Raw genomic sequence first — 24,507 nt, forward strand, 5'->3', positions numbered from 1 at the left:
GAGCGGATCACGACGATGACGACCTCATCCCGGAGCGTGCGTGGCTAGGACCAAGGAGCAGACCCTGGCCTGGCTCCGCACGATCCAGGGTGAGCTGTCGACGGCGACGATCAAGCGTCTGGACGCGACCCTCCCCTGGTACGGCGACATGCCGCCGGGGCGGCGGTCCGCCGTGGGCCTGGTGGCTCAGGCCGGGATCAAGTCGTTCATCCAGTGGTACGACGACCCCACGACGACGACGTGGATCGCGGCCGACGTCTTCGGCTCCGCCCCGCGTGAGCTCCTCCGCTCGGTCAGCCTGCAGCAGACGCTGCAGCTGATCCGCGTGGTCGTCGAGGTGGTGGAGGACCGCGTCACGGTGAGCGATCCCTCGCTCCGCGAGGCGATGCTGCTCTATTCCCGCGAGATCGCCTTCGCCGCGGCCGACGTCTACGCCCGGGCCGCCGAGGCACGTGGCCTCTGGGATGCGCGGCTCGAGGCGCTCGTGGTCGACTCGATCCTCTCGGGCGAGTACGACGACGAGCTGCCCAGCCGCATCGCGGCTCTCGGGTGGCACGGTCACGGCGAGGTGAGCGTCCTGGTCGGCACGACCCCGCGCATCCTCGACGTCGACCAGCTGCGTCGCACCGCGCGCCACCTCGACGCCGACGTTCTCATCGGTGTGCAGGGCAAGCGGCTCGTGCTCGTCATCGGGCGCTCGCAGCCGGCCGCGGAGCTCGAGGCCGAGGAGACCGAGTCGCCGTCGGGCAGCTCCCACCTCACCTTCCTCGAGATCGCCGCACGACTCGAGCCCGGCTTCGGACCGGGCCACCTGGTGCTCGGCCACGAGGTCTCGAGCCTCGTCGACGCCTCGCGGAGCGCGAAGGCGGCCCTCGCGGGCTTCGCGGTGGCGCGCGCCTGGCGGAACGCCCCGCGGCCCATGCTCGCCGACGACCTGCTCCCCGAGCGGGCACTGGCCGGCGATCCGCTGGCGCGGTCCACCCTCGTGAACCGGGTCTACCGTCCGCTTCAGGACCAGTCGCCCGAGCTCATGGCGACCCTCTGGTGCTATCTCGACAACGGCCGCTCGCTCGAGGCGACCGCGCGCGAGCTGTTCGTGCACCCCAACACCGTGCGCTATCGCCTCAAGCGCGTCACGCAGGTGATCGGCTGGGATGCCACGGGCGCCCGCGAGGCGCTCATCCTCCAGTCGGCGCTGATCCTCGGGTCGATGCACGACCACGACGGGGCACCCCGTCGCTGACGGCGCCGACCCCCTAAGGTGGATGCACCACAAAGCATCCGCGATTCTTCTATCCGTGTCCGACATCCCGTCCGCAACATCTCTTGGGAGGATGAAGCAGTGATCGTCGTCGTCTGCCCTGGTCAGGGCTCACAGACCCCCGGGTTCCTCGAGCCGTGGCTCACCGACCCCGCTCGCGCCGACCGTCTCGCCGAGCTCTCCGAGGCGGCCGGGCCCGACCTCGCGGCTCACGGCACGGTGAGCGACGCCGACACCATCCGCGACACCGCGGTGGCTCAGCCGCTCATCGTCGCGGCGGGCATCCTCACGCTCGACGCCCTCCTCGCCGACGGACGCGACCGGCGGATCGGCGGCGTGGCCGGCCACTCGGTGGGCGAGATCACCGCCGCGTACGCCGCCGGCATCCTCGAGGCCGGAGACGCGATGCGCTTCGTCGGGGCACGTGGCCGCGCGATGGCCGACGCCGCGGCGCTCACCCCGACGGGGATGAGCGCGGTCGTGGGCGGCGACAGCGACGAACTGCTCGCGCTCTTCTCCGAGGTCGGCGTGTCGCCCGCCAACTACAACGGCGGCGGTCAGATCGTCGTGGCCGGAGCGCCCGACGCGCTGGCGGCGCTCGGCGAGCGCGCACCGCGCGGAGTCCGGGTCATCCCGCTCCAGGTCGCCGGTGCGTTCCACACGCAGTACATGGCCCCCGCCGTCGAGACCTTGGCCGGCGTCGCCGCTGGCCTCACCCCGAGCGACCCCGACACCACCATCTGGACCAACCGCGACGGCTCGGTCGTCACGAGCGGATCCGACTTCGTCGACCTGCTGGTCGGTCAGGTCTCCTCCCCTGTGCGATGGGATCTGTGCATGGAGTCGTTCGCCGCCGCCGGTGTCACGGGCCTCATCGAAGTGGCTCCCGCCGGGGCCCTCACCGGGCTCGCCAAGCGCGGCCTCAAGGGCATCCCCGCGGTCGCGGTGAAGACGCCCGACGACCTCGCGGCCGCGTTCGAGCTGATCGACCAGGACGCCTGATCGCGGCAGCGCGACCGATCCGGCGACGAGAGACGACGAAAGCAGCATCATGACGACCCTGAAGACCACCCGCGGACCGGAGTTCACCCGCATCCTCTCGATCGGTGCCTCGCGCGGCGATCTCACCGTGCCCAACGACGACCTGGTCGGCCCGATCGACTCCTCCGACGAGTGGATCCGCCAGCGCACCGGGATCATCGAGCGCAAGCGCGCCTCGCACGACGTCTTCGCCGCCGACCTCGCCGAGGCCGCGTCGAAGGAGGCGATCGAGCGTGCCGGGATCACCCCGGATCGGGTCGGCGCGGTGCTGGTCTCCACGATCAGCAACCCGGTGATCACCCCGTCGCTGGCCACGCAGCTCGCGAAGCGGATCGGCGCGCCGAAGGCCGCCGCGTACGACATCAGCGCGGCCTGCGCCGGCTACGCCTACGGCATCGCCCAGGCGGATGCGCTCATCCGCGCGGGTCTTGCCGAGTACGTCCTCGTCGTCGGCGCCGAGAAGCTGTCGGAGTTCGTCGACCCCACCGACCGCTCGATCTCGTTCCTCCTCGGCGACGGGGCGGGCGCCGCGATCGTGGGTCCGAGCGAGACTCCCGGTATCGGCGCCTCCATCTGGGGCTCCGACGCCGACAAGTACGACGAGATCCACATGACCGGCACCACCGTCGGCTTCCGCGACGGTGAGACCGAGTGGCCGACCCTCCGTCAGAACGGCCAGGCGGTCTTCCGCTGGGCGGTCTGGGAGATGGCGAAGGTCGCGCAGCAGGCGCTCGACGCCGCAGGAGTCACGGCGGCCGACCTCGCCGCGTTCATCCCCCACCAGGCGAACATGCGCATTATCGACGAGTTCGCGAAGCAGCTCGGCATCGGCGAGAACACCATCGTCGCCCGCGACATCGAGACCACCGGCAACACGTCGGCGGCGTCCATCCCGCTCGCCACCCACCGTCTGCTCGAGGAGCACCCCGAGCTGTCGGGCGGTCTGGCGCTGCAGATCGGCTTCGGCGCCGGACTCGTGTTCGGCGCGCAGGTCGTCGTCCTGCCCTGATGTTCCGCGCTGGCTAGACTTGTCAGCGGTCATCGACACCCCCAAGGAGAAAACAATGGCATTGTCCAACGAAGAAGTGCTGGCCGGCCTGGCCGAGCTCATCAACGACGAGACCGGCATCGCGACCGACACGGTGGAGCTGGACAAGTCGTTCACCGACGACCTCGACATCGACTCGATCTCGATGATGACGATCGTCGTCAACGCCGAAGAGAAGTTCGACGTCAAGATCCCCGACGAAGAGGTCAAGAACCTCAAGACCGTCGGCGACGCCGTGAGCTTCATCGTCTCGGCCCAGGCCTGACACACCACGACTCCGGGCCGGCAGGCCTCGCCTTCGGGCACCTGCCGGCCGAGCCGTCGTGATCCCCTGAGCATCCGCTCGAACATCCGCGCCGCAGCGGCGCACTCGGACTGACCACCCAGAGGAAGCTGTACCACGCATGGGCACCAAGAAGATCGTCGTCACCGGCATCGGAGCCACGTCTCCGCTCGGCGGCACCGCCGAGGAGAGCTGGCAGAACCTGCTCAAGGGAGAGTCGGGGGCGACGCCCCTCGAGCAGGAGTGGGTCGCCAGGCTCGAGCTCCCCGTCACGTTCGCGGCGCAGGCCCGTGTGCAGCCCACCGAGGTGCTGGAGCGCGTGGAGTCGAAGCGCCTCGATCCGGCCACGCAGTTCGCCGTCATCGCCGCCCGTGAGGCGTGGGCGGATGCAGGTTCGCCCGACGTCGTCCCCGAGCGCTTCGGCGTCGACTGGGCTACCGGCATCGGCGGCGTCTGGACGCTGATCGACGCGTGGGACACCCTGCGCGAGCGCGGGCCCCGGCGCGTGCTGCCGATGACCGTGCCGATGCTCATGCCCAACGCGGGTGCGGCCGCCATCGAGATGACCCTGGGTGCCCGCGCCGGCGCGCGGACCGTCGTGTCCGCCTGTGCGTCCAGCACCGAGTCGATCGTGAACGCCTACGAGCACCTGCAGGCCGGCTACGCCGACATCATCATCGCCGGTGGCGCCGAGGCGGCCATCCACCCGCTTCCGCTCGCCTCCTTCGCCTCGATGCAGGCGCTGTCGAAGCAGAACGACTCCCCCGCCACCGCCTCGCGGCCGTACGACGTCAACCGCGACGGGTTCGTGCTCGGTGAGGGTGCCGCAGCTCTCGTGCTCGAGACCGAGGAGCACGCGCTCGCCCGCGGCGCGAAGATCTACGCCGAGCTGCTCGGCGGCGCCGTGACGAGCGACGCCTTCCACATCACCGCACCCGACCCCGAGGGTTCGGCCGCCGCGCGCGCCATGATCGCCGCCGTCGAGTCGTCGGGCCTCGCGCTCGACGACGTCGCGCACATCAACGCGCACGCCACGAGCACTCCCGTCGGCGACATCGCCGAGTACAAGGCGCTTCGCCACGTCTTCGGCGAGCGTCTGGGCTCGATCCCCGTGTCGGCCACGAAGGCCTCGACCGGTCACCTCCTCGGCGGCGCCGGCGCCATCGAGGCCATCTTCACGGTGAAGGCCCTGCAGGAGCGCACCGCTCCCCCGACGATCAACCTCACGGAGCAGGACCCAGAGATCCCGCTCGACGTGGTCCGCGAGCCTCGCACGCTGCCCGAGGGCGACCTCGTCGCGATCAGCAACTCCTTCGGCTTCGGCGGCCACAACGCCGTGATCGCGTTCCGCTCCGCCTGATCGGACCATGACGGGACGACAGCCCCGACACGCTCGACAGCGCCCCTGCCGGATCCGTTCCGGGCGGGGGCGCTGTCGTCTGAGGCTCTGAGGCGGTCAGCCCACGCGGTGCAGCCAGACGACGGGCGACATGTCGCTGGCATAGCGGAAAGGCTCGAGCTCCTCGTCCCACGCCTGACCGAGGGCCAGTCGGAGCTCGCGGTGCAGCTCGAGGGCGTTGGTTCCCGCGATCTCCATGGCGCCTCGGATGCGGTCCTCCGTCACGACGGTGTTGCCCGCGCTGTCGACCTGGGCGTAGTAGATGCCGAGATCGGGAGTGTGCATCCACCGGCCCCCGTCGGTGCCGCTCGAGGCCTCCTCGGTCACCTCGTAGCGGAGGTGCTCCCACCCGCGCAGGGCGGACGCAAGGGCCGCTCCGGTGCCGGGCTCACCCTCCCAGAAGAACTCCGCCCGCTGGGCACCGCGAAGCGCCGGCTGCTCACTCCAGGAGAAGTTCACAGCACGGCCGATGGCGCGCCCTGCCGCCCACTCGACGTGGGGGCACAGCGCGCGTGGCGCGGAGTGGACGTAGATCACTCCGCGCGTGACGGTGGACGCCATCTCGTTCTCCATTCCTCAGGTGCGTCTTCCCCAACGACCTGCAGACGGAGCGATGACCGATGTGCGGTTGTGCTGCCATTATGCCGACCGCGGATGCGAATCACAAGCGTGTAAGTCAGCTCTCAGCCTCGTCAAACCTATACTGAGTAGATGTCGATCCGTGCGGGCATCCTCGGCGTCCTCCTCGAGCAGGACGCCTACGGGCTGCAGATCCACGGCGAGCTCGAGGAGCGCACCTCTCGGGTCGGCCGGATCAACGTCGGCCAGATCTACTCCACGCTCGACCGGCTGGTGACCTCAGGCTCGGTCGTGCCCGCGGATCCCACCGACGACGGGCTCCCCCGCTATCGGATCACCGCGGCCGGCCGGGAGGAGTTCTCGCGGTGGCTCGACTCCCTCGATCCCGACGCGGCGTCAGGCTGGAGCGACACCGTCTTCATGGTGCTCCTGGTCGCCAGCCTCCCGTCGCAGGACACATCCGCCGCGATCGATCGCGCCGTCGCCGTCTGGCGCGGCGCCGCTGATCGCGACGTGACCGATCTCGCCGATCACGCCCGGTCGCGACTCGCATCCGCGGCGCTCGACTGGCTCGAGGTGGCACGGATCGAGGCCGCGTCACTGGCGCGACCGCTCAGCGACCTCCGCCCGCGCCGTGGTCGACGACCGGGCCCGGCGCCACAGCGACAGAGGCACCAGGCGGGCGAGCGCGCGCTCTGACGCGGTCGCGTCGTCGGCGAGGCTCTTCAACACGGCCTCCAGGTCGGAGGCGATGACAGTCCGCGAGTCGGCGTCGATCCGCCCCGGTGCGGCGAACTGCTCCCGTTCGACGGAGGCCGCCAGTCGTCGGACACGGTCCGCGGGCACCCGGCGATCGGCGATCAGTCGCTCCGCGAGGGACTGCACGGTCTCGGTGGGCGATCGGCTGAACCTCTCGTCGTCGAGAGAGTCCTCCAGCTCCATCCACGCGATGGTCGCGGGATGGGGGCTGCCACGCAGGGCGGTGAAGCGCCGTCGCCGGATGAGGGTCCGCACGGCGAACGGCGTCAGCACGACCACGACGACCGCCAGCGTGATCAACCCCGCGGTGATCCAGCCCCGCGCGGTCTCGGCGGCGGAGACGGCCGCCGCGGTGGTGCCGCCGCCGACGTCATCCTGCCCCCGGGCTGTCTGGGTCGCCTGCGGCAGCGTGGCCGGGTCGCGGTCTACGGCGGCGCTGTCGCCGGTCCCCGACGTGGCGTAGTCGGGCAGGCTGTAGTCGGGCGGCGTGAAGTCGAGGCCCGGAGTCGGCTCGAACGGCACCCAGCCGATGCCCTCGAAGAAGAGCTCGGGCCAGGAGTGCAGCTGGTCGGTGTAGACGTCGTACGTCGTCACGCCGTCGCGGGTGCCGTTCGCCGTCTGGCTCGGCGCGTATCCGATGGCGATGCGAGCCGGGATGCCGAGAACCCTCGCCATGACGGCCATCGCCGAGGCGTAGTGCACGCAGTATCCGGACTTCGCTTCGAGGAAGGCGGCGATCATGTCGGCGCTGTCGCCGTCGTAGCCGCCCGCGACCGGCGACGACAGCGAGTACGTGAACAGGCTCGACCGGAAGTACTCCTGCAGGGCCACCGCACGGTCGTAGTTGGTGGCGGCGGAGGCTGTCACCGATCGGGCGGTGTCGCCGATGATGGCGGGCAGGACGTCGGGCAGCTGGAGATAGCGGTCGAGGTCGGCCGGCACGCTGCTCCCCGCCGCCGCGAACTGCTCCGGCGTGGGCTGCACGTCGACGCTCGACACCGCGTACGTCAGCCCTCGGGTGTCGAACTCGGACGCCGTGAGCGTCGAGAGCCCGGACGACAGCTGCCACTGGCCCGTGGGAAGCCCCTCGACCTGGGTCGCGGGGAACGGCATGGGCAGCCAGTCGGTCCGCAGGGCGGAGATCGACACCTCGGTGCGCTCACTCTGCGTGGGCACGTCGGGGGCGAGACCGGCGGGCGTGCCGATCTGCTGGGCGGCGTACGGCACCAGGTCGTCGCCCTCCTCGGGATGCCACGCGCCCTCGGTGAAGTCGCCCAGCGTCACCATCCGCAGGTACTCGGCGGACTCGCCCGTCGTGGAGTAGGTGAGCGAGAGCACGGGAGTGCTGCGGCGCAGGTCGCGGCCCAGCTGGATGGTGGGATCGATGCCCGCGGAGTACACCGACGGGAAGAGGTTGCCTGCCTGATCCTTGTCGAGCGAGCTCTCGGTGAGGCCCGGGGTGATCACGGGCAGCACCGCTGTGGCGAGAACGGTCGCACCCGCGATGACGACCGCGAGCAGAGGATTGCGGCCCGCGCGGGGTTCACGACGCCGCACTGCCGTGCCGCCGATGCGCGAGGAGGTCCAGATGATGCCCAGATACGCCAGACCGACCAGGAGGTAGATGCCGACCTGTGGCGAGGGCTCGCGGATGAAGGGGGCGATCGCCAGCACCGCGAGGAGACCCACCCCGCTGAGGGCGGGTTTCCGAAGGCCGGTGGCGAGCGCATCCGTCACGATCGCGATGAGGCCGATCGACATGACGAGGAGCTGGGTGATGGGCTCATCGGCCACCGCCGGCACCGCCTGCACCGCGATCGACTCCCTTGCCGCGGCGAGGTCGGCGGACAGCTCCGACAGCGTCGAGAGGGTCGGGAAGACGATCCAGAGGGTTGAGGCGGCGTAGAGCGCCACCACGACGACCGCCCACACCACCGCAGACAGCACGACGGCGGCGAGCTCGGACGCCCCGACGGCCCGGAGCACCGCCGAGACGGCGAGCACGAGGACGACCATGGCCATCGTCGAGAACCACCAGCCGATGCCCTGGAGGAGGGGCGAGAGCCCGAAGAGGGCGACACCGACGCCCACCGCGACGAACAGGGTGCTCAGCCACGCGCCGGCATGGTCACGACGTCGGTCGGCCCAGCGGCGAGAGCGCCCGCCCGACGAGCCGCCGACCCGCGCAGCGACCACAGGGGGGCGGGTGGTGTCGGGACGTGTGCCGAGCGCGGTCATGCCAGCCCCCTCGCCTCGCCGAGCGCCCGCCAGACGGAGGGGACGGCATCCTCGGGGTCGCAGTCGACGACGGTCCAGCCCGCGCGCCGGAGTGCAGCGCCCACCTCGCTCGGTCCCCCCGCCCGCCGTGCACCGTGCGTCTGGACGACGAAGGCGACCGGATGCGAGCTCATCACCGACAGCGGCTGCAGAGCCTCCTCCGCTCCCACGCGGTCGGAGACGAACGCGAAGACCGGAGGGGCGTCAGGCGAGGTCAGCGACGCATCCTCGACCGCGAGCCGGAACGCCTCGGGATCGGCGGAGCCCGCGGGGGCGGCGAAGGCGAGGTCGTAGGCGATGCGGTGCGACCCCGGGACATCGACGTAGACCGTGTCGGCGGAGCGGTCGCCGAACCCGACCAGACGGACGCCGAAGCCCTCGCCGGTGAGGTGCTGTGCAACGGATGCGGCACCGCTCACGGCCCACTCGAACGCGGTCGAGGCGTCGTCATCGCCGGGGAAGGACGACGCGTCGAGGAGGACCACCGCATCCTGGTCGTTGCGCTGGTCGTCTTGCTTCACCATGAGCTCGCCGTGCCGGGCGGTCGCCGGCCAGTGCACCTTCCGCACGGAGTCGCCCGGCTGGTACCGCCGTGCGATCACGTCGGGCTCGCCTGCTCCCACCAGACGCCGGGCGGTCTGCTCCGACCCGTCGCCCGTCGACAGACGCAGGTCGGCCCGTGCGAGGTCGTACACGGCGGGGGTGACGATGAACTGCTCCGCCTCGCCGATCGCGATCGCGCGTCGTGCCACGCCGAAGGGGTCGACGAGCGTGAGCACGAGCGGCCCGACGGCGTGAGCGCCGCGGCGCGCGGTATCGGGACGGTAGTGGAGTCGATGGACGTCGGGCTCCCCCGCGCTCTGCGCGGAGAAGCCGGGGAGGCCAGGCAGCTCGTTCGGGTCGCTCGACTGCATCGGAGCGCTCGCCGGATCGACCCAGGTCACCGCGGGCGTGCGCAGGCCGCCCCAGTTCTGCACCAGGAGCACCGCATCGGCGGGTTGGCCGGCCGGCACCGACTCGGGTACGAACCTCCGCCGCACCGTGAGCTGCACCCGGCGGAGCGCAGCCCAGGCATAGCCGAAGCCGACGACGGCGAGGAGGAAGCAGCCGAGGTAGGCGAACTCCTGACGAGCGAAGTACCGTGTCGCGACGAAGGCGGCCACCGCCACCGCGAGCATCGCCCAGCCCCTGACTGTGAGGCGCGGCAGGCGGCCGGGGCTCCGGCGTCGATCGGCGGCAGGGGTCATGCGTCAGCGGGTGCGGGCCAGGGGCACGGGGGTGGCGGAGACGATCGAGCGGAGCGCGTCGGCGATCGCCTGCGTCGCTCCCCCGCGGTCGCTTGCGGCGCGCCGCGTCGGGACGATGCGGTGGGCGAGCACGGGCACGACGAGCTCGTCGACGTCGTCGGGGACGACGAACTCGCGACCCTTCAGCGCGGCGAGCACCTTCGCCGCGCGCACCAGATGGAGCGTGCCGCGGGGGCTCGCGCCGAGACGGAACTCCGGATGCGACCTGGTCGCCTGCACGATCGACACCACGTACGACTCGACCGCGCGGCTGACGTAGACCGCCCGGGCCGTCGCGATCAGCTCGGCCAGCTCGGGCTTGCCGACCACCGGCCGCAGCTCGTCGAGTGGGCTGGCGCTCTCGCGCTGGTGGAGCATGGCCAGCTCGGCCGACGCGTCCGGGTAGCCCATCGAGATGCGCACCATGAAGCGGTCGCGCTGCGCCTCGGGCAGAGCGTAGGTGCCCTCCATCTCGATCGGGTTCTGCGTCGCGACCACCACGAACGGCGCCTCGAGCTGGTGGGTCACCCCGTCGACGGAGACCTGCCCCTCCTCCATGCATTCGAGGAGGGACGACTGGGTCTTCGGCGAGGCGCGGTTGATCTCGTCGGCCACGACGATGTTCGCGAAGACCGCGCCCGGCTTGAATTCGAACTCGTGAGCCGCCTGGTTGTACATCGAGACGCCGGTGACGTCGGAGGGCAACAGGTCGGGGGTGAACTGGATGCGGCTCACCGTGCATCCGACGCTCGTCGCCAGCGCCTTGGCGAGGGTGGTCTTGCCGACGCCCGGCACGTCCTCGACCAGCAGGTGGCCCTCGGCGATGAGGACGACCAGGGCGAGGGTGAGCGCCTCGCGCTTGCCGTCGATGACGGTCTCGAGGTTGGCCATGATGCGGCCGGTGCGATCGGCGAACTCGTCGAGCGGCAGCGGCTCGCTGTGGCGCGCGCTGGGCCCATGGGCCGTGTTCTGGTCGTGGTCGATGGTCATCGACGTCGCTCCCATCTGTGGGCGAGGAGGAAGAGGCTGCCGACGAGCGTGGCCACGCCGAGCGTGAGCAGGAACGGTGTCAGCGACGAGACGATGGAGTAGACGACGAACCCGCTCTGGTCGAGCGTCGCGGCCCTCTGCTGATCGGCGATCACGACGATGGCGACGAGCGGTGCGACCACGAGCACGACGCCGACGATCCAGATCGCGACCACGAACCGATCGACGAGGGGCACCGGCCGAGCCGCCGCGGCGGTGGTCGGCTCAGCGCTCTCGACCGTATCGAACACGCTCAGGTCGACCTCGTCGTCGTAGCCGGGTTGGAAGGCGGCGTCGAACCTGCTGTCGAAGCCGCTGCCCTCCCCCGTGGTGGAGTGGCGCTGCACGGAGTCTCCTCGGAACATCTCGTTCCGATAACGCTAGTGCCCGCCGGGGACGCCGGTGTCGGTCCACACCCATTTCACATGGGGGCGCTCCGTCCGCTCGTGCTCGTTCGAGCGGGCGACGCGGATCTGACACTCCTGTCCGCTTCGCGACCCTGTAGGTCGCCACAACCGTCATATCCATCGAGAGGAGCGTGTAGGCGGGCATGTTGGAATGCACGCTCGGAGCCTTCGGCGGTGATACCAATCCTCGAGAAGTCGAACCCGTATCGGGGACACCGCGAACCGTAGGGCGGACGGGACTTGAACCCGTGACCGACGGATTATGAGTCCGCTGCTCTGACCAGCTGAGCTACCGCCCCTCGGCCGGCGACGGGTCGCACGGCCGAGGTACACGATACCGTGACGCAGCTCGCCCGACGGCGAGGGCGCGAGGGCGCGGCTACGCGGCCGAGGAGCGCTCCTCGTCGGAGGGGCGGGCGACGACCGGGTCGGTGACCTTCTCGCCGCGGTAGAGGTGCTCGAAGGTGACCAGAGTGCGGTCGATGTCGTGGGCGGCGACGATGTCGAGCGAGTCGCGCTTCATGGCCTGCAGCTCGTCTTCCGGCAGGCGCAGCACGCGCTCGAGCTTCGCGGCCAGGTCGGTGGCGTCGCCCGGGGTGAAGAGGTAGCCGTTCTCGCCGTCGTGCACGAGGTGAGGGAGCGCCATCGCGTCGGCCGCCACCACCGGCAGGCCGCTGGCGAGGGCCTCCATGGTGGCGATGCTCTGCAGCTCGGCGATCGACGGCATCGCGAACACCGTGGCCTTCGTGTACGACGCGCGGAGCTCCTCGTCGGAGATCCGGCCCGTGAAGCGGACCCGGTCGGCGATGCCGAGGGTGTCGGCGAGCTGCTGGAGGTTCTTCAGCTGATCGCCGCCGCCCACGATGTCGAGGTGCACGTCGAGGTCGCTCGGGAGCATCTGCACGGCCTTCAGCAGCACGTCGAGCTGCTTCTCGGGCGCGACCCGGCCCACGAACAGGATGCGGTTGCCCTCTCGGGGGCCGAAGTCGGGTGTGTAGTCCGAGGCACGGATGCCGCAGCTGATCGCGTACGTGTTCGTCATGCCGGTGCCGCGTTCGAAGAAGTCGGCCGCGCGGCGCGTGGGCGCGGTGACGGCCTCCGCCTTGCTGAAGGAGCGTCGGGCCGCCTTCCACGCGAGCTTGATGACCACGTCCTTCGCCGCCTGCGGGATGGGCATGAACGCGGTGAGGTTCTCGGGCATCACGTGATTGGTGCCGATCACGCGGATGCCGCGCTTCTGCGCCTCGGCCGCGAGGCCGCGCCCGATCACGATATGCGACTGGAAGTGCACGACGTCGGGCTTCACCTCGTCGATGATGCGGGCGCTGTTGCGGCGGATCGTCCACGGCATCACGAAGCGCAGCCAGTCGTGGAAGGGCCAGCGCAGGCTGAACAGGCGGTGGGCGGTGACCTTCTGGCCGTCGTACTCCTCGGTCCAGGTGCCGTGCGTGCGCGAGGCGGCGGGCACGACGACGTGGACGTCGTGTCCGCGAGACGCCAGGCCCGAGGCGAGGTGCTCCGCGAACTTGGCGGATCCGTTGACATCGGGTGAGAAGGTGTCAGCCCCGATGATGATGCGCAGCGGACGCTCGGCGTCGGGTACGGAGCTCGAAGGCTCGACGCTGGGCGATTCTCGGAAGTCGGTCACGCGGTGTCTTTCTGGTTCGGCGGGAGATCGTCGTCGTTCCGGGCAGCATCCACCTTAGCGTCGAGCCTGCGGATGGAACCGCGCCAGGCCGAACACCCCCAGGATGGCCACCAGCCCGAACACGACGAACGCGAACATCGCCCAGAGCGGCGCCTGCGACGCCTCGCCCAGGACGATGATGCCGATCCCGACCGCGACGAGCGGGTCGACGACGGTGAGTCCGGCGATGACGAGGTCGGGCGGACCGGAGGCGTAGGCGTTCTGCACGAAGTAGCCGCCGAGACCGGCCGCGGCGAGCAGGCCGATCACGCAGAGGATCGTGAGCCAGCCGAAGTCGCCCTGGGTCACACGGCTGATGACGACCTTCGCGAGCGTCGCCACGAATCCGTAGAGCACACCCGCACCGATGATGTAGGCGATCGCCTTGAAGCGCTTGCCCGCCAGAGCGAACAGCGCACCCATGATGGCGAGCACCACCGCGAGGACGATGAGGATGATGACGAGGTCGCGTGTGGTGACGGGCATGTCGCGTGCGGTGAACGCGGCCACGAGCACGAACGCCCCGACACCGCCCACACAGAGCACGATCGACACCACCGAGGCCCGGTTGAGCTTCACCTTGCTCAGCCGCGAGTTGAGGATGCTCGTGATCACGAGCGCGACGGCGCCCAGCGGCTGCACCACGATGATCGGCGAGAAGCCGAGGCTGGTGAGCTGGAGCACGATCGCGAGGCCGAGCATGAGCGACCCGATGACCCACGACGGCCGTCCCAGCAGTGCCAGGATCTGCCGCACGCTGAGGCCCTTGACCGCCTCGTGGGTCTTGGCCTCGACCTTGGTGACCCCGCGGTGCTGGAACTGCGCACCGAGGCTGAGGAAGATCGCGCCGACGAGGGCGATGGGGATGCCGATGAACTGCTTCGGGTCGAGAGCGATCTGATCGGTGAGATCGCTCAGTTCGGGAGGCACCAGACGACGATACCCCGTGGCACCGCTGGATAGAGTGAGCGAATGGCCGTTCTCCCGATCCGGATCATGGGCGAGCCCGTGCTCCACTCCCCCGCTGCCCCCGTCGAGACCATCGACGACGATCTGCGCACCCTGGTGTCCGACATGTTCGAGACCATGGACGCCGCACCCGGCGTCGGACTCGCGGGCCCTCAGGTGGGAGTGCCGCTGCGCCTCTTCGTCTACAGCTGGACCGACGAGGCCGACGAGCTGCATCGCGGGGTCGCCCTCAATCCGGAGCTGTTCATCACCCCGGCCTCGCCCGACCCTGCGGATCCCGACGACGAGTCCGAGGGGTGCCTCTCGTTCCCGGGTGAGCGGTATCCGCTGGCCCGCGGGGCGAAGGCGCTCCTCCGCGCCACCGACATCGACGGTTCGCGCTACGAGATCGAGTGCTCGGGATGGCTCGCCCGCATCTTCCAGCACGAGTACGACCACCTCGACGGCATCCTCTACATCGACCGCCTCGACCACGAGTACGAGAAGCCGGTCTTCAAGACGGCGAAGAAGAAGGGATGGGGTGTGCCCGGCCACAGCTGGCTGCCGGGCCGCGACCACCTCGAGGACTGACCCCCGGTCTCAGGCCATCCCGGTGACGGCGCGCAGCAGAGCGGCCACGGCCGCCGCGGCGATCACCACGATCACGAACGGCACCTTGAGCGCGTACAGCACGGCGGCGACGCCGACCGCGGGCAGGCGCGCGTCCACCTGGAGCGACTGGCCCTGACCGACCGTCTGCACCACGATGAGGGCCGCCAGCAGCGCCACCGTGAGCAGGCTCGCGACGCGGGAGACCCGCGGGTGCTCGAAGGCGCGGGCGGGCACGACGTAGCCGACCGCCTTCAGCGCCAGGCACGCCAGCGACGCGAGGATGACGATCTGCCACGTGGTCACGATGTCGCCTCCTCGTGCGTCCGCGACGCGAAGAGGTTGAACCCGCCGACCAGCACCGCCACCGCGCCGGCGAGGAGCACGGGCAGGCCGGGCGCCAGCGCCGGGATGAGCGCAGCCGCGACGACGGCGGCGCCCACCGCGACGGCGAGGGCCTGCCGCTGCCGGAGGCGCGGCCAGAGCAGCCCGAGGAACGCGGCCGCGGCCGCCGCGTCGAGTCCGTACGCGCGCACGTCGCCGAGCAGGTCGCCCACCAGCGCGCCGATGAGGGTGGTCAGGTTCCAGCCGATGTAGATGGCGAGTCCGGTCGCCCAGAACCCCATCCGCTGCCCTCTGAGGGTCGGCTGCGCCGTCGCCACCGCGGTCGACTCGTCGATCGTCAGGTGAGCCGCCGCGGCGCGCCTCCATAGACCCGGACCGACGATCGGCGACATCCGCACCGCGTAGAACGCGTTGCGCACGCCGAGCAGCGTCGCCCCCGTGATCGCCGACGCTCCGGCGGCCGCACCTCCGGTCGCGAGCACGCCGATGAGGGCGAACTGCGAGCCGCCGGTGAACATCACGAGGCTGAGGAAGCAGGTCTGCCACACGTCGAGCCCGGATGCGGTCGCCAGCGCCCCGAAGGACACCCCGTACGCCGCCGTGGCGAGCCCGACGGCGAGAGCCGAGCGCAGCGCGGCGCGTTCGTCGGGCGTGCGTTCGGGCATGGTCCCACCACTGTACGCAACGGCGGGAACGTCCAGGCGCAACCCCTGGAACGTCCAGGAACCGAGGCGTAACCTGTGGGCATCGCGGAAGGAAGTGCAATGACGCATGCGTACGCGTACACGCGGGTGATCCACTACGGAGGCCGCGTCTACCTCGCCACCGAGACGATGAGCGACATCTTCAGCGCCCACGCGCACGACACGATCGAGCGCGGCGACACCGAGCTCGTGCCACTGCTGCACGAGGGCGGAGTGGAGATGCTGCTCATCACGCCGTCGACCAGGTTCGCGGTCACCGAGATCGAGGTCGGACTGAAGAGCGCCCCGACCGCCTCGGCGACGGGGCCTCTGACGCCTCGAGTCGAGGATCATCTCGCGGCGGGCTGACCGCCCGAACGACGAAGGCCCCGCGGGATTCCGCGGGGCCTTCGTCGTGTGAGCTCCCCGACTTGGACTCGAACCAAGAACCTGCCGGTTAACAGCCGGCTGCTCTGCCAATTGAGCTATCGAGGATCACTGCTGAAGAACAGCGGGCACAACACTATCACCAATCCGGGTCGCTCGTTTCACGCGCGAGCTCCGCCACATACGGGTGTCGCGGATCGGCCAGCACGTCGTCGATGTCGCCCAGACCCACCACCACGCCCTCGTGGATGACCGCGATCCGGTCGACGGCGCGGCGGAGCGACTCGAGGTCGTGGCTCACCAGCAGCGCTGAACCGCCGCGGGCGCGCTGGAAGCCCGCGATCGCGTCGATCACCTGCCCCCGCACCGACACGTCGACGCCCGCGGTGGGCTCGTCGGCGATGAGCAGCACCGGGTCGAGGGCGAGGCTGCGCGCCACGGCCACACGCTGCCGCTGGCCACTGGAGAGCTCGTGGGGCTGCTTCAGCATCGTGCCCACCGGGAGGAGCAGCGAGTCGACCAGCGTCGCGGCCTTGAGGCCGGCATCACGCCGATCGTGCTTGCGGTCGCGGAGGAAGATCGGCTCCGCCACCATCTCGGCCACCGTCATGTTCGGGGTGAGGGTCGTGCCCGCATCCTGCTTCACGTAGCCCACGCCGAGCGTGAACTCGGCGAGCTTGTTGCGGCGGATCGTCCGCATCTCGTAGCCCAGCACGTCGAGGCTGCCGCCGATGATCCGCGGCTGCACGTCGGAGCCCGTCTTGAGCGCCGCCTGGCCCGACGCGACCTGCGCCAGCGTGGACTTGCCCGAGCCGCTCGATCCGACCAGGCCCACGATCTCCCCGGGCTCGATGGTGAGGGTGAACCCCTTCACGGCGACGTGCGAGGGGCTCACGCTGTGAGCGGGGTACTCGATCGTCACATCGGATGCGGTGAGGACGTTGCGGACTGCCATCCGGCAGAGCCTACCCGCGGACCCTCACTCCACCTGGAAGGCGCGACGCTCGGCCTCGAGTTCGGCGATCTGGGCGCCCAGTCGGCGGTAGTCGTCGGGCGCGGCGATGCGATCGGTCCGCTGCAGGGTGCGGATCAGCTGGTCCTTGCGGCGCAGCAGATCGCGGAGGTAGATCTCGCCGGTGATGTTGCGGAGGTAGATCTCGGGCTGCCGACTCGGGCGCTCGGGGATCGGCACGACCGCGAGCTGGCCCACCAGCGCACGGTACTCCTCGGGCACGTCCTGCTCGACGACCGCGACCCAGCCCGGCTCGACGTACTCGTCGAGGTGACGGGCCATCGCGTCGCGCACCGCCGCGAGAGCCGCGTTGCTGAACCCGCTCGAGGTGACCTTCTCGATGAGGTCGCGCCCGATGAGGACGGGGAACTGGAGGATCGCCTGCAGGGCGTCTCGCTCCTGCCGGGTGGCCGTGGCGGTGGGCAGGTCGGTGATGTTGACCGCGACGGGGGCCGGGCGCGCCTGCTCGGCAGCTGTCTGCGGCTCGGGCGACGGAGCCCTGTCGCCGGGCTGCGGCCGCCGCGAGGTCTCGGTCGCGCCGCCACCGCGCCGGGCCGCCGCCTCGACCGCGCGCGACACCTCGTCGAGGTCGGTGCCGAGCATCCGCGCCAGCTGCCGCGTGTACGCCGGCCTCAGCGCGGAGTCGCGGATGTCGGCCACGATGGGGGCGGCATCGCGAAGGGCCGCGACCCGGCCCTCGACCGTCTCGAGGTCGTAGGTGTCGAGCTTCTGCTTGATGACGAACTCGAACATGGGCCGCTTCGTGCGCAGGAGGCGACGCACGGCGTCGTCGCCCTTCGCCAGGCGGAGATCGCAGGGGTCGAGCCCGTCGGGGGCGACCGCGACGTAGGTCTGCGCGGCGAAGCGCTGCTCCTCGGCGAAGGCGCGCACCGCCGCCTTCTGGCCCGCCGCATCCGGGTCGAACGTGAAGACGACCTCGCCGAGACCGGACGCGTCGTCGCCCATGACCCGGCGGATGATCTTGATGTGGTCGACGCCGAAGCTCGTACCGCAGGTGGCGACCGCGGTCGTGACTCCGGCGAGGTGGCACGCCATCACGTCGGTGTAGCCCTCGACGATGACGACCTGGCGCCCGCGGCCGATGTCGCGCTTGGCGAGGTCGAGCCCGTAGAGCACCTGCGCCTTGTGGTACACCATCGTCTCGGGCGTGTTGAGGTACTTGGGCCCCTTGTCGTCGTCGTACAGGCGGCGGGCGCCGAAGCCCACCGTCTGGCCCGTCTGGTCGCGGATGGGCCACATGAGCCGGCCCCGGAAGCGGTCGTAGCTGCTCCCCCGCTCGCCGGTGCTGAGGAGGCCGGCGCCGGTCAGCTCCGCCTCGGTGAAGCCGCGACCCTTGAGGTGCGCGCCGAGGTTGTCCCAGCCCTGGGGTGCGTAGCCCACCCCGAAGCGCTGCGCAGCCGAGGGGTCGAAGCCGCGACCGCCGAGGAAGCGCCGCGCCTCGTCGGCGCCCGCGCTGGTGAGCTGCTCGATGAAGTACTCGGACGCCGCCTGGTTGGCGGCCAGCAGCCGGGCTCGGTTGCCGTGGTCGGACGCCGCGGCCCCGCCGTCCTCGTAGTGGAGCGTGAACCCGATGCTCGCGGCGAGTCGTTCGACGGCCTCGGTGAAGGTGACGTGATCCATCTTCTGGAGGAAGGTGAAGACGTCGCCGTCCTCCCCGCATCCGAAGCAGTGGTAACGGCCCACCTGCGGGCGCACGTGGAAGCTCGGCGACTTCTCGTCGTGGAACGGGCACAGGCCCTTCATCGAGCCGATGCCGGCGCTCTTGAGCGCGACGAAGTCGCCGACGACGGAGGCGATGTCGATGCGCGACCTGAGCTCGTCGATGTCGCTGCGGCGGATGAGTCCGGCCATGGATCTCAGGATACGGTCGCGCCGACGAGCCTGGCGTGCCAGGCGAGCGCGGTCTGGTCGGTGAGGCTGGCGACCTGGTCGACGACGACGCGGCGACGGGTGACGTCGTCCTCCGCCTCGGCCCAGTCGAGGCGGAACGCGGTGTCGAGGTGGGCGCCGCCGGTCTGCCAGAGACGGTCGGCGAGCTGCATGAGCTGCTCGCGCTGCCGCATGTAGAGGGGCTGCCGGGCGTCGTTGCTCATCACGAAGACCGACACGATGCCCTTCAGCGTCGCGATCTCGGCGACGATCTCGTCGGGGACGACGACGTCGGCGCCGTAGCGGGCGAGCGAGGACGCCGGTGCCGCGGCACGCGTCGCCTCGGTCGCCGCGCCGGCGAAGCGGCCGATGAGCTGGCTGGTGAGGTTCTTGAGGTGGGCGTGCGCGCGACGGCTGTCATCCCACCCGGTCAACCACACCTCGAGGTGATCGAGCCGCTCGAACGCGGCGACGATGTCGTCGTAGCTCAGCTCGCCGCCGGAGCGGGCATGGATGCTGTGCAGCAGGGCCTCGTGATCGGCGCGCTCGGCCAGGAGATCGACATCGATGTAGCCGTTGAGCACGGCGTCTTCGAAGTCGTGCACCGAGTAAGCGATGTCGTCGGAGAGGTCCATGACCTGCGCCTCGACGCACAGCGTGCGGTCGGGGGCGCCGACGCGGAACCAGCGGAAGACCTCGACGTCGTCGTCGTAGACGCCGTACTTGAGACGGCCGCTGGCGTCGGGCACAGGGTCGGCCGCCGTCCACGGGTATTTGCAGCTGGCGTCGAGCGACGCGCGCGTGAGGTTGAGGCCGTAGCTTCGCCCGTCGTCGCCGAACGACTTGGGCTCGAGCCGGGTGAGGATGCGGAGGCTCTGCGCGTTGCCCTCGAACCCGCCGATGTCGGCCGCCCACTCGTTGAGCGCGCGCTCGCCGTTGTGCCCGAACGGCGGATGCCCGAGGTCGTGGGCGAGGCACGCCGAGTCGACCACGTCGGGGTCGAGACCGAGGCTGGCGGCGAGCTCGCGGCCCACCTGCGCCACCTCGAGCGAGTGCGTGAGGCGGTTGCGCGCGAAGTCGGCGACGACGGCCGGGCTCAGCACCTGCGTCTTGGCCGCGAGGCGCCGGAGTGACGACGAGTGCAGGATGCGGGCTCGGTCGCGCGCGAAGTCGCTGCGCCTGGAGGAGTGCTCCTCGGGGAGGAATCGCTCGACGTCGCGTTCGCCATAGCCCTCCGCCGACCGACGCTCAGCCCCCACTGTGCGTGAGCTCCGCGGCCGCGAGGTCGGATCGGGCTCCCGAGGCGATGGATCGCGACGCGAGCCACCCGTCGGGCAGCGAGGGGTTCTTCGGGCTGCCCGCGCGCCCGCGCGGACCCTCGGCGTCGGCGCCCGGGTAGGGCATGTCCCAGTCGAGAGTGGCGAGGATCTCGTCCATCTCGTCGAGGGTGCGCACCATCGACAGCGCGGCCCGCACCTCGTGCCCGGCCGGGTAGCCCTTGAGGTACCAGGCGACGTGCTTCCGGATGTCGCGGCAGGCGCGATCCTCGTCGCCGAAGAACTCGACGAGCAGCTCGGTGTGGCGCTTGAGCGTGCGCGCGACATCGCCGAGCGATGGTGCCGCGCGGAGCGCCTCGGCCTCCTCGGCCGTGAGCTCGCCCGAGCGCACCCGGAAGGCGGCGGCGAGATCGCCGAACAGCCACGGGCGCCCGAGGCACCCGCGACCCACGACGACCCCATCGCATCCGGTCTCGTCGACCATGCGGAGGGCGTCGTCGCCCGACCAGATGTCGCCGTTGCCGAGCACCGGGATGTCGGTGATCGTCTCCTTGAGGGTGGCGATGGCCGACCAGTCGGCGTGGCCGCTGTAGAAGTCGGCGGCCGTGCGCGCGTGCAGGGCGATGGCGGCAGCACCCGCGCCCTGCGCCGCCTTGGCGGCCTCGAGGTAGGTCAGGTGGTCGGTGTCGATGCCCTTGCGCATCTTCACGGTGACCGGGATGTCGCCGGCCGCGTCGACCACCGACTCGACGATCTCGCGGAAGAGGTCGAGCTTCCACGGCAGCGCGGCTCCGCCGCCCTTGCGGGTGACCTTCGGGACCGGGCAGCCGAAGTTCATGTCGATATGGTCTGTCCGATCCTCCTCGACCAGGATGCGGGCCGCATCGGCCATGGTCTTCGGGTCGACGCCGTAGAGCTGGATGGAGCGGGGCGTCTCGGACGGATGGTGCGTGATCAGCCGCATGGTCTCGGGCGTGCGCTCGACCAGCGCGCGGCTCGTGATCATCTCGCTGACGTAGAGCCCCACGCCGAACTCGCGGCAGAGCCGGCGGAAGGCGGTGTTCGTGATGCCCGCCATCGGCGCCAGCACGACGGGCACGTCGAGCTGGATCGGGCCGATCGCGAGGCCGGGCTGGGCGAGGGTGTCGGTGGTCATCGTCCTTCGATTCTCCCAGACTCGGCTGAGGGTCGGGCGCTCGTCGGGAATCCTGTGGAGGGTCGTGCGATTGAATGGGGATGTGGAGAACTCAGGCACCGAACGGGTGAAGGCGCACGCGGAGCAGCTCGGACTCGACGTCGAGGTGGTGGAGCGCCCCGCCGCCGACTCGCTCGAGGCCGCCGCAGGGCTCCTGGGGCTCGATCCCGGCGACATCATGAAGAGCCTGGTGGTGAAGCGCCACGACGGCGACTTCCTCTTCGCCCTCATCCCCGGCGACCGCCAGATCAGCTGGCCGAAGCTGCGCGCGCTGGTCGGCGTGAACAAGCTCGCGATGCCGCCGCAGGACATCGCCCTCGCCGCCACCGGGTACGAGCGCGGCACGATCACCCCGCTCGGCTCCACCACGGCGTGGCCCGTCTACCAGGACGCCTCGTTCCACGGCCGCGTGGCCATGGGCGCGGGCGCCCACGGTCGCAGTGCGTTCGTGGATGCGGACGAGCTCGCCCGCGCCCTCGGCGCCACGGTCGCCGACATCTCCGAGCCCCTCACCCCGCGCTGACCGGGGTGCCTCGGGCACGGCAGCCGGTTTGTCCAGGTTTCCGTGGGAATTCGCGGGATTCGCGACGGAAACCTGGACGAACCCCGTAGGTGATGGGCGAGGGGACCGCGGAGCCGAAGAAGTCAGCGGGGCGGGAGGGCGCAGGCGTCGCCTGCGCAGGCGACCGCATCCGGTGCGCCGAGGAGGGTGAGAAGCGGCCGCTCCTCCGAAGACACCTCCGTCGGAGACCCATCCGACCGCGCGGCCTCGGGCGTCGCCCCGGTCACGCGCCGACCTCCGCGCGGCCCGCCTGCACCTGGCGAAGCACGTCGGCGAAGACCGCGGCGTCCTGGGCGCCGGACACGCCGTACTTGCCGTCGAGCACGAAGAACGGCACGCCCTGGATGCCGAGGCGCTGCGCCTCCGCCTGGTCGGAGCGCACGGCGTCGAGGTACTCGTCGGCCTCGAGCGAGCGGACGACGTCGTCGCGGTCGAGGCCGATCTCGGCGGCGAGGTCGGCCAGGTCGGAGACATGCCCGACGTGGCGTCCGTCGACGAAGTACGCCTTCAGCAGGCGCTCCTTCATGTCGAGCTGGCGGCCGTGCGCCTTGGCGTAGTGGATGAGCTGGTGCGCCTTCACCGTGTTGGTGTGCTTCAGGTGGTCGTAGTCGTAGTCGAGCCCCACATCCGATGCGATCGAGGTCACGCGCGTGAGCATGCCCTCGAGCTGCTCGCGGGGGTAACCCTTCGCGGCGAGGAAGTCGTACTCGTCGCCCTCGAAGTCGACGGGGGTCTCGGGCGAGAGCTCGTAGCTGTGGTACTCGACCTCGACGGGGAGGGCGTCGCCGTCTCCGGCGTACGCCTCGATGCCGTTCTCGAGCTTGCGCTTGCCGATGTAGCACCAGGGGCAGGCCACGTCGGACCAGATGTCGATCTTGATGGGTTCGGTCACAACGAGGGCAACACGCGAGACCGGACCGTCATTCCGAGTCGGCGGCCGCCGCGGTGGGTGCGTCGATCGCCCCGCCGAACCGGCGGTTGCGGCCGGCGTAGTGCTCGATCGCGCCCCACAGGTCCGCCCGGGTGAAGTCGGGCCAGAGCCGGTCGAGGAACACCATCTCGGCGTACGCCGACTGCCAGGGCAGGAAGTTGCTCGTGCGCTGCTCCCCCGAGCTGCGTACGAAGAGGTCGACGTCGGGCAGGTCGGGCACATAGAGGTGGCGCTGGATGAGCTTCTCGCTGACCGCCGACGGCCGGATTCGACCCGCCGCGACGTCGTCGGCGATCGCGCGCACCGCATCCGTGATCTCGTTGCGGCCGCCGTAGTTGACGCACATCGTGAGGGTGAGGGTGCTGTTGCCCTGCGTGAGCCGCTCGGCGAACTGGAGCTCCTTGATGACGCTGGCCCAGAGCCGCGGCCGGCGCCCCGACCAGCGGATGCGCACACCCCACTCGTTGAGCTGGTCGCGCCGGCGGTGCAGCACCTCCCGATTGAAGCCCATGAGGAAGCGCACCTCGTCGGGCGATCGCTTCCAGTTCTCGGTCGAGAACGCGTACACGCTGAGGTGCTTGACCCCGATCTGGATGGCGCCCGCCACGACGTCGAGCAGCGCCGCCTCGCCGGCGCGGTGGCCCTCGACGCGGGTGAGGCCGCGCTGGTTGGCCCAGCGCCCGTTGCCGTCCATGACGACGGCGACGTGCGCCGGGACCGCGCCCTTCGGCAGTTCAGGCGGGTAGAGGCCGGTCCAGTCGAGAGGACGGAACGGCTCGGCGAGGGGCGAGGTCTTCCTCACGGGGCTCACGGGTGCTCCTCGGGTCGTTCAGCGGTGGAGGTGGCGGTCGTGGACGCAGCGGCGGCGGCATCCACCCGGGCGCGCGTGCCCCGTTCGACATGCTCGAGCGACCGGAGCCCGCGTTCGAGGTGCCACTGAGCGTAGGCGGACACGACGCCGCTGGCCTGCGAGCGGGACACCGCGGGCGCCGCCTCGGCGGTCGCCCAATCCCCCGTCAGCAACGCGGCCAGCAGCTCGAGCGTGGTCGCGTCGAGCCGCGGCGATCCGGGGGGCGCGACCGCGTCGGCCACCACGCCGCCCAGCTGCACCACGAAGGCGGAGTGCGGCCCGGTGACGCCCGTGACGGCGCAGTCGTGGAAGCTCGGCGCCCATCCGGCGACCGCCATCGCGCGCAGCAGGTACGAGTCGAGCGTGAGCGACGGGCCGTGCTCGTTCCGCGACAGCGAGCGCAGCGCCCCGACGAGCAGGTGGTACTGCTGCAGCGACTGCTCGTGCTCGGTGATGCGGTCGGCGGTCTCGACCATGACGTTGGCGGCGGTGTAGCTGGAGTAGTCGGCCGTGATGGCGGCGCCGTAGGAGCCGATCGAGACGGCCTGCGTGATCGTGTCGAGGCTGCGGCCCTCGTAGAACTGGAGGTCCGCGACCATGAACGGCTCGAGCCGTGAGCCGAACTTCGACGACGTGCGGCGGACGCCCCGGGCGACCGCCCGGACCTTTCCGTGGGTGCGCGTGAGGAGGGTCACGATCCGATCGGCCTCACCCAGCTTCTGGGTGCGCAGCACGACCCCTTCATCTCGGTACACCGGCACC

25 protein-coding genes and 2 tRNA genes are annotated in these 24,507 nt (G+C 70.7%); 9 read left to right on the top strand and 18 right to left on the bottom strand.

Features of this window, described 5'->3' with window-relative positions; all coding sequences use genetic code 11:
- Positions 1-40 precede the first annotated feature (40 nt).
- The 5 genes from ACFJGV_RS02795 (at position 41) to ACFJGV_RS02815 (ending at position 4,993) form a co-directional block, all read left to right on the top strand.
- Positions 41-1,243, top strand: a complete 1,203-nt coding sequence (locus ACFJGV_RS02795; RefSeq protein WP_378146672.1) for a PucR family transcriptional regulator — start codon at positions 41-43, stop codon at positions 1,241-1,243.
- Between the two features lie 99 nt (positions 1,244-1,342).
- A complete protein-coding gene (locus tag ACFJGV_RS02800) occupies positions 1,343-2,263 on the top strand; it encodes an ACP S-malonyltransferase (protein WP_378146673.1) in 921 nt (306 codons plus the stop codon).
- A gap of 49 nt (positions 2,264-2,312) precedes the next feature.
- Positions 2,313-3,311 carry a beta-ketoacyl-ACP synthase III gene (locus ACFJGV_RS02805; RefSeq protein WP_378146675.1) on the top strand — a complete coding sequence of 333 codons (999 nt, stop codon included), beginning with the start codon at positions 2,313-2,315 and terminating at the stop codon, positions 3,309-3,311.
- Positions 3,312-3,366: 55 nt separating this feature from the next.
- Positions 3,367-3,615, top strand: coding sequence for an acyl carrier protein (locus tag ACFJGV_RS02810; protein WP_378146677.1), 249 nt, complete (start codon positions 3,367-3,369; stop codon positions 3,613-3,615).
- Positions 3,616-3,754: 139 nt separating this feature from the next.
- Positions 3,755-4,993, top strand: a complete 1,239-nt coding sequence (locus tag ACFJGV_RS02815) for a beta-ketoacyl-[acyl-carrier-protein] synthase family protein (protein ID WP_378146679.1) — start codon at positions 3,755-3,757, stop codon at positions 4,991-4,993.
- Between the two features lie 96 nt (positions 4,994-5,089).
- Here the strand turns inward: ACFJGV_RS02815 and ACFJGV_RS02820 are convergent, their stop codons facing one another.
- Complete coding sequence (locus tag ACFJGV_RS02820) at positions 5,090-5,593, bottom strand: DUF3145 domain-containing protein (protein WP_378146680.1); 504 nt, start codon at positions 5,591-5,593, stop codon at positions 5,090-5,092.
- Positions 5,594-5,743: 150 nt separating this feature from the next.
- On the opposite strand from ACFJGV_RS02820, the gene ACFJGV_RS02825 reads away from it, so the two are divergent.
- Complete coding sequence (locus ACFJGV_RS02825; protein WP_378146681.1) at positions 5,744-6,310, top strand: PadR family transcriptional regulator; 567 nt, start codon at positions 5,744-5,746, stop codon at positions 6,308-6,310.
- Here ACFJGV_RS02825 and ACFJGV_RS02830 read toward each other — a convergent pair.
- From ACFJGV_RS02830 to ACFJGV_RS02860, 7 genes are all read right to left on the bottom strand, one after another.
- The gene (locus ACFJGV_RS02830) at positions 6,209-8,608 is read right to left on the bottom strand and encodes a transglutaminaseTgpA domain-containing protein (RefSeq protein ID WP_378146683.1); all 2,400 of its coding nucleotides are present in this window, start codon (positions 8,606-8,608) and stop codon (positions 6,209-6,211) included. The two genes, ACFJGV_RS02825 and ACFJGV_RS02830, sit on opposite strands and share 102 nt — an antisense overlap.
- On the bottom strand, positions 8,605-9,894 hold the full coding sequence (locus ACFJGV_RS02835; RefSeq protein WP_378146684.1) for a DUF58 domain-containing protein: 1,290 nt from the start codon (positions 9,892-9,894) through the stop codon (positions 8,605-8,607). Before ACFJGV_RS02835 ends, ACFJGV_RS02830 begins: the two co-directional genes overlap by 4 nt.
- A 3-nt stretch (positions 9,895-9,897) precedes the next feature.
- A complete protein-coding gene (locus ACFJGV_RS02840) occupies positions 9,898-10,923 on the bottom strand; it encodes an AAA family ATPase (protein ID WP_378146685.1) in 1,026 nt (341 codons plus the stop codon).
- Positions 10,920-11,309 (bottom strand): hypothetical protein, encoded by a 390-nt coding sequence (locus ACFJGV_RS02845; protein ID WP_378146687.1) that lies wholly within the window; start codon positions 11,307-11,309, stop codon positions 10,920-10,922. The genes ACFJGV_RS02840 and ACFJGV_RS02845 overlap by 4 nt, the downstream gene beginning before the upstream one ends.
- A 285-nt stretch (positions 11,310-11,594) precedes the next feature.
- A tRNA-Ile gene (locus ACFJGV_RS02850) sits at positions 11,595-11,668 on the bottom strand.
- A gap of 80 nt (positions 11,669-11,748) precedes the next feature.
- Positions 11,749-13,017: a glycosyltransferase gene (locus ACFJGV_RS02855; protein ID WP_378146688.1), complete on the bottom strand. Its 1,269-nt coding sequence runs from the start codon at positions 13,015-13,017 to the stop codon at positions 11,749-11,751.
- A gap of 54 nt (positions 13,018-13,071) precedes the next feature.
- Positions 13,072-13,986 (bottom strand): DMT family transporter, encoded by a 915-nt coding sequence (locus ACFJGV_RS02860; protein WP_378146689.1) that lies wholly within the window; start codon positions 13,984-13,986, stop codon positions 13,072-13,074.
- Positions 13,987-14,028: 42 nt separating this feature from the next.
- Here ACFJGV_RS02860 and def point away from each other — a divergent pair, with 42 nt between their 5' ends.
- Complete coding sequence (def, locus tag ACFJGV_RS02865; RefSeq protein WP_378146690.1) at positions 14,029-14,595, top strand: peptide deformylase; 567 nt, start codon at positions 14,029-14,031, stop codon at positions 14,593-14,595.
- Positions 14,596-14,604: 9 nt separating this feature from the next.
- Here def and ACFJGV_RS02870 read toward each other — a convergent pair whose 3' ends face one another.
- Positions 14,605-14,919 (bottom strand): AzlD domain-containing protein, encoded by a 315-nt coding sequence (locus ACFJGV_RS02870; RefSeq protein ID WP_378146692.1) that lies wholly within the window; start codon positions 14,917-14,919, stop codon positions 14,605-14,607.
- Positions 14,916-15,623 (bottom strand): AzlC family ABC transporter permease, encoded by a 708-nt coding sequence (locus ACFJGV_RS02875; RefSeq protein ID WP_378146693.1) that lies wholly within the window; start codon positions 15,621-15,623, stop codon positions 14,916-14,918. Before ACFJGV_RS02875 ends, ACFJGV_RS02870 begins: the two co-directional genes overlap by 4 nt.
- 99 nt (positions 15,624-15,722) lie before the next feature.
- Here ACFJGV_RS02875 and ACFJGV_RS02880 point away from each other — a divergent pair, with 99 nt between their 5' ends.
- Complete coding sequence (locus ACFJGV_RS02880) at positions 15,723-16,010, top strand: hypothetical protein (protein ID WP_378146695.1); 288 nt, start codon at positions 15,723-15,725, stop codon at positions 16,008-16,010.
- Positions 16,011-16,063: 53 nt separating this feature from the next.
- Here the strand turns inward: ACFJGV_RS02880 and ACFJGV_RS02885 are convergent.
- From ACFJGV_RS02885 to dusB, 5 genes are all read right to left on the bottom strand, one after another.
- Positions 16,064-16,136 (bottom strand) — tRNA-Asn (locus tag ACFJGV_RS02885).
- A gap of 31 nt (positions 16,137-16,167) precedes the next feature.
- Entirely contained in the window at positions 16,168-16,983 is an 816-nt protein-coding gene (locus tag ACFJGV_RS02890) for an ATP-binding cassette domain-containing protein (RefSeq protein WP_378146696.1), read from the bottom strand.
- Between the two features lie 24 nt (positions 16,984-17,007).
- Positions 17,008-18,912, bottom strand: a complete 1,905-nt coding sequence (gene dnaG, locus ACFJGV_RS02895) for a DNA primase (protein ID WP_378146698.1) — start codon at positions 18,910-18,912, stop codon at positions 17,008-17,010.
- A gap of 5 nt (positions 18,913-18,917) precedes the next feature.
- Positions 18,918-20,189 carry a deoxyguanosinetriphosphate triphosphohydrolase gene (locus ACFJGV_RS02900; protein WP_378146699.1) on the bottom strand — a complete coding sequence of 424 codons (1,272 nt, stop codon included), beginning with the start codon at positions 20,187-20,189 and terminating at the stop codon, positions 18,918-18,920.
- The gene (dusB, locus tag ACFJGV_RS02905) at positions 20,179-21,363 is read right to left on the bottom strand and encodes a tRNA dihydrouridine synthase DusB (RefSeq protein WP_378146701.1); all 1,185 of its coding nucleotides are present in this window, start codon (positions 21,361-21,363) and stop codon (positions 20,179-20,181) included. Before dusB ends, ACFJGV_RS02900 begins: the two co-directional genes overlap by 11 nt.
- 82 nt (positions 21,364-21,445) lie before the next feature.
- On the opposite strand from dusB, the gene ACFJGV_RS02910 reads away from it, so the two are divergent.
- A complete protein-coding gene (locus ACFJGV_RS02910; RefSeq protein ID WP_378146703.1) occupies positions 21,446-21,925 on the top strand; it encodes an aminoacyl-tRNA deacylase in 480 nt (159 codons plus the stop codon).
- A gap of 262 nt (positions 21,926-22,187) precedes the next feature.
- Here ACFJGV_RS02910 and ACFJGV_RS02915 read toward each other — a convergent pair whose 3' ends face one another.
- The 3 genes from ACFJGV_RS02915 to recO are packed head-to-tail and all read right to left on the bottom strand — an operon-like array spanning position 22,188 to position 24,506.
- Positions 22,188-22,856, bottom strand: a complete 669-nt coding sequence (locus tag ACFJGV_RS02915) for a DsbA family protein (RefSeq protein ID WP_378146705.1) — start codon at positions 22,854-22,856, stop codon at positions 22,188-22,190.
- A gap of 28 nt (positions 22,857-22,884) precedes the next feature.
- Positions 22,885-23,706, bottom strand: coding sequence for an isoprenyl transferase (locus ACFJGV_RS02920; RefSeq protein ID WP_378146706.1), 822 nt, complete (start codon positions 23,704-23,706; stop codon positions 22,885-22,887).
- Positions 23,703-24,506: a DNA repair protein RecO gene (gene recO, locus ACFJGV_RS02925; RefSeq protein WP_378146707.1), complete on the bottom strand. Its 804-nt coding sequence runs from the start codon at positions 24,504-24,506 to the stop codon at positions 23,703-23,705. Before recO ends, ACFJGV_RS02920 begins: the two co-directional genes overlap by 4 nt.
- Between the last annotated feature and the right edge of the window lies 1 nt (position 24,507).

This window comes from Cnuibacter sp. UC19_7, from assembly GCF_042699995.1.
In the GTDB taxonomy this organism is placed as follows: domain Bacteria; phylum Actinomycetota; class Actinomycetes; order Actinomycetales; family Microbacteriaceae; genus Cnuibacter.

Coding starts and splice junctions, on each gene's coding strand:
- ACFJGV_RS02805 (WP_378146675.1), top strand. CDS start 2,313: ATGACGACCCTGAAGACCACCCGCGGACCGGAGTTCACCCGCATCCTC.
- ACFJGV_RS02810 (WP_378146677.1), top strand. CDS start 3,367: ATGGCATTGTCCAACGAAGAAGTGCTGGCCGGCCTGGCCGAGCTCATC.
- ACFJGV_RS02815 (WP_378146679.1), top strand. CDS start 3,755: ATGGGCACCAAGAAGATCGTCGTCACCGGCATCGGAGCCACGTCTCCG.
- ACFJGV_RS02820 (WP_378146680.1), bottom strand. CDS start 5,593: ATGGCGTCCACCGTCACGCGCGGAGTGATCTACGTCCACTCCGCGCCA.
- ACFJGV_RS02825 (WP_378146681.1), top strand. CDS start 5,744: ATGTCGATCCGTGCGGGCATCCTCGGCGTCCTCCTCGAGCAGGACGCC.
- ACFJGV_RS02830 (WP_378146683.1), bottom strand. CDS start 8,608: ATGACCGCGCTCGGCACACGTCCCGACACCACCCGCCCCCCTGTGGTC.
- ACFJGV_RS02835 (WP_378146684.1), bottom strand. CDS start 9,894: ATGACCCCTGCCGCCGATCGACGCCGGAGCCCCGGCCGCCTGCCGCGC.
- ACFJGV_RS02840 (WP_378146685.1), bottom strand. CDS start 10,923: ATGACCATCGACCACGACCAGAACACGGCCCATGGGCCCAGCGCGCGC.
- def (WP_378146690.1), top strand. CDS start 14,029: ATGGCCGTTCTCCCGATCCGGATCATGGGCGAGCCCGTGCTCCACTCC.
- ACFJGV_RS02875 (WP_378146693.1), bottom strand. CDS start 15,623: ATGCCCGAACGCACGCCCGACGAACGCGCCGCGCTGCGCTCGGCTCTC.
- ACFJGV_RS02880 (WP_378146695.1), top strand. CDS start 15,723: ATGACGCATGCGTACGCGTACACGCGGGTGATCCACTACGGAGGCCGC.
- ACFJGV_RS02890 (WP_378146696.1), bottom strand. CDS start 16,983: ATGGCAGTCCGCAACGTCCTCACCGCATCCGATGTGACGATCGAGTAC.
- dnaG (WP_378146698.1), bottom strand. CDS start 18,912: ATGGCCGGACTCATCCGCCGCAGCGACATCGACGAGCTCAGGTCGCGC.
- dusB (WP_378146701.1), bottom strand. CDS start 21,363: ATGACCACCGACACCCTCGCCCAGCCCGGCCTCGCGATCGGCCCGATC.